Raw genomic sequence first — 10,246 nt, 5'->3', positions numbered from 1 at the left:
GCTCCCCCATCTCTCCTATCAAGCCATCACCATTCCTCCATCCACATTAAACACCTGCCCAGTAATGTAAGCTGCCGCTTCATCTGCTGCCAAAAATCGCACCATTCCAGCAATGTCCTCTGGCTTACCGTAACGACCCAAAGGAATATACTTAACAATGTCATCGGACTTGAGATCGCTGGTCATATCTGTTTCAATAAATCCCGGTGCTACAGCATTGACGGTAATGCCTCGAGACGCCAACTCCTTTGCCACCGTTTTGGTAAACCCGATTACCCCTGCTTTAGCCGCACTGTAATTTGCCTGACCGGGATTGCCCATCTGTCCTGCTACGGAAGCAATATTGATAATGCGACCTGACTTTTGCTTGAGCATCACCTTACTAGCGGCTCTAGTGCATAAAAATACGCCAGTTAGGTTTAGGTCAATGACTGCCTGCCAATCCTCAGGTTTCATCCGCAACAGCAGAGTATCACGAGTTATACCTGCATTGTTCACCAGCACGTCAATTCGCCCAAAATGTTCCAAGGTTTGATTAACCAGGGCTTCGACTTGTTCTAATTTAGAGACATCTGCCTGAGATGCGATCGCATTTCCCCCAGCATCCGTGATTGCCGCGACTACCTGTTCGGCGGCACCACTAGAACTAGCGTAATTAACAACCACCTTGGCTCCTTCTGCTGCCAGTGCTAAGGCAATAGCACGACCAATGCCTCGCGAAGCTCCGGTAACGATGGCAACGCGATCGCTTAAGCGATCTCGAGGTATCTGCAATACGTCCATAAAACATCCTCTTTCAATGGTTTGCGAATAGCCAGTCATTATCAAATCACAGAGATTATCTGCTCTAAAGGCAGTAACAGCTCTATTGGTAACTTGGGTATGAGGTCAGCTCTAAGCATTTTGCACTAGAATCGAGCAAAACGAACTAACCAGTGTTATTTTTATGGCAGTTAAAAAGCAGTTCTCCAGCTTTCAAGAGTTAATCTCTGGCTCTGATTTACCCGTGTTGGTTGATTTTTACGCGACATGGTGTGGTCCGTGTCAAATGATGGCTCCTATTCTCGAGCAAGTGGGTAATCAGCTCAAGGGTCGCCTGCAAGTGGTAAAAATTGACACCGATAAATATCCCCAGCTTGCATCTCAGTATCAGATTCAAGCCTTACCAACCCTGGTTCTTTTCAAGAATGGTCAACCCATGGAGCGCCTGGAGGGAGCCCTATCTGCCGATCGACTCATCCAGCGGTTGCAAATGTTGCTTTAAAGGGTTTTAAAAGAAAAAAGCGACCGGATCTAGCGGAGAGGGGCTAGAGGTAATACTGCCCCTCGACTGAACCCTAAAACGATATGCTACAGCTAGGTGAAAGGGTAAAACGTTGATTGTACAGAACATCATTAGGGTGGCTGATTAATACTGACTGCAATGGTGCAGCAAATATAGCCAGAAAAGTAGCCACTTAGAATCCCTTCTTTTCAAAGAGGGGAGATGTCAAATTCTGAAAGTACAACTTCCCTATTCCGGTTTTGATTCAGCCTGATTAATTATGCAAGTTTATCTTGATTACAGTGCAACTACACCGCCTCGCCCAGAAGTTATTGCTACCCTGCAAGAGGTTCTCACCTCCTCGTGGGGAAATCCTTCCAGTCTGCATGAGTGGGGACAGCGTTCGGCAACCGTTGTGGAACAGGCGAGAATGCAGGTAGCGGCGTTGATTAACGCCCCAGCCGAGTCTGTAATTTTTACGTCGGGTGGTACAGAGGCAGATAATCTGGCAGTGATGGGAGTAGCGCAAGGGTACAAATTACCCCATCATATTGTTATTTCTAGTATAGAGCATTCTGCCGTTGCCGAACCTGTGCGGTTATTGGAAACCTGGGGGTGGCAGGTGACACGGTTGCCTGTGAATAGTCAGGGACAAATAAGTCTCTGTGACTTAGAGGATGCGTTGCAACCGAATACGGTGTTGGTGTCAGTGATCTACGGTCAAAGCGAAGTGGGTACGCTACAACCGATTCAGGCGTTGGGTCAGATAGTGCGGGAACGGGGTGTCTTGTTCCATACGGATGCAGTACAGGTTGCGGGACGCTTACCGATTGATGTGCGGCAGTTGCCTGTGGACTTGCTTTCGGTATCGAGTCATAAAATTTACGGACCTCAAGGGGCGGGGGCGCTATATGTTCGTCCGGGTGTGGAGTTGGTGTCCCTGCTGTCCGGTGGGGGGCAAGAATTGCGACTGCGATCAGGGACACAGGCAGTGCCAGCGATCGCGGGATTTGGTGTGGCGGCGGAATTGGCGGCGGCAGAGATGGCAGTGGAGACGCCTCGGTTAATGGGATTACGCGATCGCTTATTTGACTTGTTGGCAGATACACCTTACTTAAAGCCTACGGGTTCTCGGTTACACCGTTTGCCTCATCATGTCAGTTTTTGCGTGATTGCGAGTGGAAAGAGAGTCACGGGTAAGACGTTAGTCCGGCAGTTAAATCTGGCAGGGATTGGGATTAGTGCGGGTTCAGCTTGCCACAGTGGGAAGCTGAGTCCTAGTCCGATTTTGTTAGCCATGGGTTATGGCGAGTCGGAAGCGTTAGGGGGGATTCGTCTGACATTAGGGCGGGAGACGACGGAGGCAGATGTGGATTGGACGGCGATGGTGCTGAAGCAGGTGTTGGGGAGGTTAATGCCGGAACGGGTATTATCGGGAGTTTGATTGAGGAAACTTTCCTAAAAAAGGCAGGTTTAGTAACGTTATCTATGTTTCTCCCGAAAGGTGATCTATCAAACCTGCCCCTACAACCTTGCTCCTTTATCCCCCCGTACGAGTTGGGACAGTTACTGCTACGATTTGCTATGCTAATTGATAGTTGCTGGTGTAGCTCAGTGGTAGAGCAGCTGATTTGTAATCAGCCGGTCGCAAGTTCAAATCTTGTCACCAGCTTGTTAGACTACCTTTTTTAGCTTTCTTCGCCGAAAGCGCGACACCATAGCGGTACTCGGCTTGGTGTCGGGATGGATAGGCTCCGAAGCCGACACTGACTCTTCGAGTACAGTGTCGGAGCTGTCACTTAAGCCAGGTATTATAAATGATCAAGGCACACAGACTGGGAGAAAAATCACGGTATACACACGCCCCCTAGCTCGTCTGATTGAGCAACTGCAACGCTTACCCGGAGTTGGTCCTAAAACAGCCCAACGACTGGCGCTGCATATCCTCAAACGCTCAGAGGAAGAAGTCAAAGCCCTCGCACAAGCCTTAATTGAAGCTAAACGGCAAGTAGGCTTGTGTCAGGTTTGCTTTCATCTGTCTGCTGAACCAGTTTGCGAAATCTGCCGCAACACCAATCGAGACAATAGCACGATCTGTGTCGTCGCCGACTCCCGCGATGTGATTGCCCTGGAAAAAACCCGCGAGTATCGCGGTAAGTATCACGTTCTCGGCGGCGTCATCTCTCCTATGGAGGGGATAGGACCGGATCAACTGCATATTGAATCTCTGGTGCGCCGAGTTAGCCAAAATAAGACTGGGGAGGTTATTTTAGCGATTAGCCCCAGTGTCGAAGGTGAGACAACAACTCTGTATATCGGTCAATTGCTGAAGCCTTTTACGAAAGTGACTCGAATTGCTTTTGGTTTACCCATGGGTGGCGATTTGGAATACGCCGATGAGGTGACATTAGCACGGGCATTGGAAGGACGGCGAGAGTTGGATTAAGGAGTGGGGAGTTGGGAGGAAAACTTAGTGTACCTCACGACACGAGGAAACGCTATATGAAGGCGATCGCTCCTTTGGGTTTAGGGCAATAAGTCCCGCACATTTAAGCGACTCACTTCACGTCCTTCAATGACAACCGCAACTTCATCCGATAGGCTGTAATTTTGGCACTGCTGATAGGTTGGTTCTGAAGCTAACTCGATAGGTTCTGTATAAACTTCTAGTTGTTGTTCAGGAAGGTTTATGATCCAATAAACCTGAATGCCTGCACGGGCATAGATGCGTTTTTTAAAGGTGCGATCGCGCTCTAGGGTAGAGTCTGCAATTTCAACAACCAAGGCTATATCTTGCGAACCGGGATGGCGATCAAGATAATCACGAGTATTGCCTCGAACAATGACAACATCCGGCTCTGGCTCACTATTGTCTAGAGTAATGGGTTCTTGGGCATCGACGTACCACCCTAAAGGCACAATGTCTTCCAACGCATTTCGAGTCAGTTTTGTCGCGGCACGGTGGGGGGGATTTTTGGGCATTTTGTAAATTATCCACCCTTCGAGCAGTTCCACTGGATCGTCTTCGGTTAAGATACCAGAGCGAATCATCTGGTGGTACTGAGCAACACTGAAGCGCCAAACGGGTTCGGTTGGTACAGTTGGAGTTTGTCTAAAGTTTGGTGCGTTGGATGGAGTGGAGACAGACATGAAGTTACTGCCTGCTACTTTTGCTCTTTATCGTAGCACTGAGGGGTGATCAAGTTATTGCTTCAGTTGCTTTGTGAGTTTCCCGCCTTTAAACTAAACAACAAAAACTGTGTCACCTGAGCGTTGCTAAAATTATTATCGCTAACTAACACTAAACTCTGACTGCCATCCGGCAGGCGAGGTCCGAGGGTCATACCCTCCAGGTTATCTAGATAAATACCCAGTTCACTTAAATCCAATAGCAACTTTTTCTTCACCGGATCAACTCTAGAAATGTCACCCTTGAGACTAGCAATATTAGACGTATCTGTTGCTCCACTCATCACAACTTGAAAAATCTTGGCACCAGCACCAAATAAACCATAGCTGCGCTCTAAACTGAGAAAGCGCCCCTCCGTATCTAAGGTAACTAATTCAGTTAACCCATTATCAATCGCACCCTTGGGAGCTGGATTCAGTAAGTAAAGATGTTCGGCAACTAGCGTCGGCGGCGCGATATTGCCAATTAAATAGTGCATCAAACGAAGGCGGGGAACGTTTTCAGAATCCGGTGGCAAGCTATCTTGAAATAGGGCTGATTCCGTAGCGGTAAACAAACGAAAAGGATCACCACTCGCTGCTGCCAAGCTGAGAGGTTCAAAGGTCAAGGACTCGAAGCCCAAGTTCTCCTGAATTCCACGAGGCGGTTGTTCCTCCTGCGTAGTATCATTGGGCAGATACCGCTCAGGAATTCTTAAGCTTTCCTGCTGCTGTCCAGTTTGGCGGTCAAACTCCCGGATAAAGGGCGTAATTTCCTGACTGGGAACCCCTTCACTAGAGACAAATACTGTTCCCCTCGGTGATAGGGCAATGCCTTCCGGGTCAATGCTTCCTTTTGTATAGGTTTCGCCATTCTCGTTTTTAAGAAAAGTAACGTTTTCAACCTCTACATTTTCAATGCCAATTTCTCCAGTATCCCGGTGGTCGATGGAAAGCTTGAGCGTGTAAAATCGAGCCGGGGCTAACGATGAGCGGTCATCAGAAAGAGCCAAGAAGCGATCGCTTTTTCGGTCATAACTCAACGCCGACAATCCCCCAACCTGCGTATCCTCGAATGTCATCTTGGGTAACTGGTACTCCCCCAAGAAATTGAGGGAAAGGTCGAGAAAGGTGCGCTGTTCTGCGGTTCTGGCTTGGGAGGAGCCACAGCTAGTAGTCAGAAACGTTAAAAAAGCGATCGCAGCAACCAATAATAGGGAAAATAACAGGCGAGATGCTTGTAACCTGGAGCGGTTAGGATTTATCAGTTGAGTCATGAGTTCTGTAGAGGGGTCGAGTTTGGGTCGGTAAGCTGTTCCACCTCTAGTTTGCATTATTGTTGCTGTTAAAACTCTTGTGGAATAGATATCTTGCCTATCCTAATCGGTGCAAGTTCAATGGGGAAGGCTGATTGACTGACAAAAGTCCTTTGCCCTCACCCTAAATCCCTCTTCCGCCCCAGATAACAGAAACTTTGAAGCGAATTCAATCGTCAATTTGGGTCTGAATACTACCTAAACTACTATTGAAATTTGTAATGAAATCAATTCAGGAAGCTGTGCATTTCAAACAACCCAAACTTCTGAGATGGGGACAGGTAGCATTTTGGACTACCGCACTCTTGCTGTGCTTCAATGCTGTAGCACTGGCACAATCCAATGAAACGGATAAACCCAATCCCCTAGAACTAGATGCCACCTCTGATCCCCTGCTACCCAACCCGCCAGTCGAGCGCCCCCTAAGCCCCTTAGAACGCCGTAATCTAAGGGAAGATTTAGATGAACTCAACGCTCAAGCCGCAGCCGAACTCAGAGCTGGCAATCGGGAAACAGCCTTTGACATCTGGTATCGAGAAATTCGACTGCGGCGAGTACTAGAAGGTTCAATTGGAGAAGTGAAAGCCTTGGGGCGTGTTGGGGAAATTGCTTGGAGCAAAAATTATAAGCCAGAGGTACAGCTTATTACAGCACGCCTGGAAACCATTCAGCAGGAAGAACAGACCCAGGGAACTCTTGATCAGCCCCTTTTAAATGCGTTGGGTGAAGCTTACCGACAAATGCGCGTTCCAGGACAAGCCCTGGCAGTCTACGAGCAAATTCTAGCAGATGCGCGTCAGCAGGGCGACACCACAGCCCAAGAAGAAACCCTTAACACGATCGCTCAATTGCACTTGGCTTGGTTCGACTACCCGAAAGCTGCCGCCACCTATGAGGAACTGCTAACAATGGCTCAGGCGCGGCGCGATCGGGTTGCTGAAGTTGAGTACCTACAGGAGTTAATTAATGTCTACAACCAAGCTAAGGAACCAGAGAATGCTCTGCGGATGAAAGAAAGACTGATAGAAAGTTACATCAACCAGCAAAACTACATTCAGATACCTGCATTAAAAATCTCCATTGGTGCCGACTATGAAGTGCTAGATCGAGTCGATGAAGCATCTCAAAGTTATCAAGAAGCCTATGCCCTAGCTTGGTCTGTCCAACAGTTTGCCTATGCCAGCGATGCTTTAGAAAAACTAGCATTACTCTATGTAGCTGATGATCAGCCGGAGTACGCCCTACAAGTTTACGAAACTCTAATCACCGTAGACCAGTATTCCTACGATTTCTATGGTTTGATGAATACTTACGACCAAATGGGTCAGATTTATCTGAATCAAGAAAACTATGCCAAAGCCTTAGCATCCTTTCAAAAAGGATTGGAACTCGCCCAATCTTTGAAGTACCGCGAAACTCATTTTGCTCGTCAAATTGAGCGAGTGAATCAGCAAACTTTACAGTGAATTTAATTCTTTTTTAGCCCTTTTTTCAGGATGGGCGTCCCGCCCATTCCACAATTTACAGTATAAAGATTTTCTTTGTAGGGTAGGAATTTTGCCTGCCCGGTGGTAGTTTTGCTATCATGACTAACTTCCATTTAAATATCTCTTCCTTACCTTGCTGACTATACTCTTCACTCTTAATTTTGTAAGCCGTATATTCGTTAAGCTTTTGATAGGGAATGGACACTGTTTTTTGTGGTTAAAGAAGTTGTTGATATCATCCAAAATGACTTGCAACCGTTTAACAATAGTCTCAGCCCGATACTCTGCAATACACTCTTCAGTTATTGTCAAAAATGCTGAATTGTCAAGCACTTTCAAGATGCGTTGAATATCATACTCTTTTGAATATCCAGCAATTTTATAGCAATTAAATCCGGGGTCTAAGTAATCAGAGAGTCCACCATTGACGCTAGAAAAAACTTGACAACCACAGGCAATGGCTTCCATCGGTTGCAAACCAAACCCCTCACTAACTCTCTGTTGCGCCCAGTACTCTGCGGAATCGTAGAGATAAACCTGAGCCCGATTGAAGAGTCCTGGCAAATCATCTACATAAGAATCAATAACTCTAACGTTACAATGGTTTTGTAATGCTGGAATCAATTCCTGAATTAAATACTCCGACGATTTTCGATTTTGAACTAAAACATCAATATCTCGTTCACACTTTAAATTTTTAAAGTCATCAGAAATTTGATTGGGTAAATGATAAATAAGGGAATGGGGTGATTTTTGTCCCCAGTATCCCATAGTATTTCGACTCACTGTAATAATAGGAATACTGGCAGGCAGATTGAATCGATAGCCTGCGCTATGGGCGTGGTAAACAACATTATAGGGCTTTAGTTTAGCAACCAGTTTGGGAATATCGAATCCCCAGCTAATCACAAAAATAACATCATCTAAATTTTTAGTTTTGAGCAGGTCATTGAGAAACAGAGTGTCCTTTTCTCGGTGGCGGTACGTCACGACATCAGCACTACAGACTTGTTTGGCAAGATTGAGTGTTTTTAGCTCTGCCCATAAACCACCACAGGCGAATTGACCAACTGTTCCGGGGACTAGGAAGTAAAGTTTTCTCAATATAACTCTCCTAAATAGACTTGTTACGGGAATGGGGAGTGGGGAGTGGGGAGTTGGGAGTGGGGAGTTGGGAGTGGTGATTAAAACTGGACATTTGCAAGGAGTATAATGTTTCCTTTGTCCTTACCTATCATTCTTAACTGTTTGTTTCTGCGATCGCTAACGAGACGATAAAGGTTGTTCCCTTGGTGGAGTTACTGTCAAGAGTACCCATTGCTATTTGCCTATTTTGTTGAATCCAGGTTGATTGGGCGGGACTCAGCACTTTGATTTCACCGTGCATTTGTTCGATGAGTTCTTTGGCAATTGCCAAACCCAAACCACTACCGGGAATGCTCGTGAATGCTTGAACTCCCCGATAATGTCGCTCAAACAGATGTTCTAAGTCTTGGGGCGCAATACCAGGACCGGTGTCGCTAATCGCGATCGCTATCCTTTCAGTATCAGTGATTTGTCTGCCGATACTGACTTGGATATCAATCTGTCCGCCTGCTGGCGTGTATTTGAGGGCGTTCTCGATTAAATTATTCAAAACTTCCCGTAACCCTCTAGCATTGCCGCGCACGGGGGGTAAATCAGTAGGGATTGAGATGTGCAATTCTAGATCCCGTTCTTGAGCGATCGCTGTGGCAGACAAAAGCAGGGGTTCTAAAACATCGTTGATGGAAAAGGACTCTATATTTAAGCTTTTGCCAGCCAGGAGGGGTAATCCTGACTGGGTTGTTTCTGCTCGATGGGGACTATCTTCTCGTGAGTGTTCTAAGTCAGGGGTTAGAGGCATTTTTCTGGCTTCAACGGGGACTGGGGTAGCTTCAGCCGTCGCTTCCGGGGGGAGTGCCAGTGGCTCTATATCGGTTTGAGTCATGTCCAGACATTCGTCAAACTCTTGCAGCAACTCTTGCAGGCGATCGCTCTCTCGCACGATACTAGAGGCAACTTCACGGTTGTTATCTTCAGGTAACAGGCGCTTGATCAGCAACTTGCCGAATGTCCGCAAGGCAGTTAGGGGGTTACGAAATTGATGCAAGATATCGTCAAGGACATCTCGTTGTCGTGCTTGCAGGTTTTTAGTTTGAGTGAACTGCTGCTCATACCATACTCGCCGACGCTCTAGAAGGTAAGCGATCGTTAGGGTCCGAGCAATGCGTTCAATGGTTGTCTGTTCTCTCTCGTTCCACGGTCGGTCTTCACGAGCTGTCACTAGCACCCCCATCACCACACCTTCATGCATGAGGGGCAAAACCATTTGGCGCTGTCGGCGATCTAATGGATCACCATCCCACTCCGCTGACGTTGAATCCACCTCGGGTTTATTTGCAGATATCTGAGGAAGCAGTCGGGGAACTGGTTTCGACAATCGGGGTAGGGTGTCAATGTTACCCATTTGTTCGGGTAGCACCAAATCACTCTCATCTTCTTCCCACACACTAGCGGCTTCAGGATGTACCACAATCGGAATTAGTTTGGGTTGCGCTCCCTCTACCAGTTCTTCGGTGGTTAAATACACAGCACTCAAGGCAGCTCCTAAACCTTGGGTGAGTACTGTCACCTGCGACTGACACAGGGCTACAAATTCCGAGCTAGCAGGAGTGAACATGAAAACGTTTAATGCAGGACAGGATTCTTGCTGGGAAACCACAATGGCTTCTTTCTACTATAATGTCGGAATTGTTACAAAACTGACCATGATGCAGGTGTCTTCAATTATTGAGCTTGTCAATCAACCTGTACCGTGAGAATGAGACGACTTTACCAAAGTTTACGGTAAGATAGGTGAGTTTGCTTCAACAATTTTCGATGAAATGCTTTCAGAGCATCCATTTCAAGCCATAGAATGAGTTAAAAGCGGCTGGTATCTTTTATGAATTTATGTTAAGTTAATTAAAAGTTTGTGTTGCAAAATCTGG

9 protein-coding genes and 1 tRNA gene are annotated in these 10,246 nt (G+C 46.8%); 5 read left to right on the top strand and 5 right to left on the bottom strand.

The genetic code is table 11. The features are described 5' to 3' along the window. Positions 1 to 18: 18 nt before the first annotated feature. Positions 19 to 783 (bottom strand): 3-oxoacyl-[acyl-carrier-protein] reductase, encoded by a 765-nt coding sequence (gene fabG / locus IQ257_RS08855; RefSeq protein WP_193881495.1) that lies wholly within the window; start codon positions 781 to 783, stop codon positions 19 to 21. Positions 784 to 946: 163 nt separating this feature from the next. Here fabG and trxA point away from each other — a divergent pair, with 163 nt between their 5' ends. The 4 genes from trxA (at position 947) to recR (ending at position 3,710) form a co-directional block, all read left to right on the top strand. Beyond that, positions 947 to 1,264, top strand: coding sequence for a thioredoxin (trxA, locus tag IQ257_RS08850; protein ID WP_193881489.1), 318 nt, complete (start codon positions 947 to 949; stop codon positions 1,262 to 1,264). 280 nt (positions 1,265 to 1,544) lie between these two features. Beyond that, a complete protein-coding gene (locus IQ257_RS08845; RefSeq protein WP_193881487.1) occupies positions 1,545 to 2,708 on the top strand; it encodes a cysteine desulfurase family protein in 1,164 nt (387 codons plus the stop codon). 156 nt (positions 2,709 to 2,864) lie between these two features. Further along, positions 2,865 to 2,936 (top strand) — tRNA-Thr (locus IQ257_RS08840). A gap of 120 nt (positions 2,937 to 3,056) precedes the next feature. Then, positions 3,057 to 3,710, top strand: coding sequence for a recombination mediator RecR (gene recR, locus IQ257_RS08835; RefSeq protein WP_228060548.1), 654 nt, complete (start codon positions 3,057 to 3,059; stop codon positions 3,708 to 3,710). An 80-nt stretch (positions 3,711 to 3,790) separates the two neighbouring features. Here the strand turns inward: recR and IQ257_RS08830 are convergent, their stop codons facing one another. Next, positions 3,791 to 4,414, bottom strand: a complete 624-nt coding sequence (locus IQ257_RS08830; RefSeq protein ID WP_193881485.1) for a Uma2 family endonuclease — start codon at positions 4,412 to 4,414, stop codon at positions 3,791 to 3,793. Positions 4,415 to 4,476: 62 nt separating this feature from the next. Continuing rightward, the gene (locus IQ257_RS08825) at positions 4,477 to 5,709 is read right to left on the bottom strand and encodes an esterase-like activity of phytase family protein (RefSeq protein WP_193881491.1); all 1,233 of its coding nucleotides are present in this window, start codon (positions 5,707 to 5,709) and stop codon (positions 4,477 to 4,479) included. Between the two features lie 260 nt (positions 5,710 to 5,969). On the opposite strand from IQ257_RS08825, the gene IQ257_RS08820 reads away from it, so the two are divergent. Further along, a complete protein-coding gene (locus tag IQ257_RS08820; RefSeq protein ID WP_193881482.1) occupies positions 5,970 to 7,214 on the top strand; it encodes a tetratricopeptide repeat protein in 1,245 nt (414 codons plus the stop codon). 123 nt (positions 7,215 to 7,337) lie between these two features. Here the strand turns inward: IQ257_RS08820 and IQ257_RS08815 are convergent, their stop codons facing one another. After that, positions 7,338 to 8,339 (bottom strand): glycosyltransferase, encoded by a 1,002-nt coding sequence (locus IQ257_RS08815; RefSeq protein ID WP_193881479.1) that lies wholly within the window; start codon positions 8,337 to 8,339, stop codon positions 7,338 to 7,340. 136 nt (positions 8,340 to 8,475) lie between these two features. Next, positions 8,476 to 9,978, bottom strand: a complete 1,503-nt coding sequence (locus IQ257_RS08810) for an ATP-binding protein (protein WP_322744256.1) — start codon at positions 9,976 to 9,978, stop codon at positions 8,476 to 8,478. Between the last annotated feature and the right edge of the window lie 268 nt (positions 9,979 to 10,246).

This window comes from Coleofasciculus sp. LEGE 07092 (assembly GCF_015207375.1).
Classification (GTDB): Bacteria; Cyanobacteriota; Cyanobacteriia; order Cyanobacteriales; family Coleofasciculaceae; genus LEGE-07092.
The sequence above is the reverse complement of the archived record's forward strand: the minus strand, read 5'-3'. Positions and strand labels throughout refer to the sequence as shown.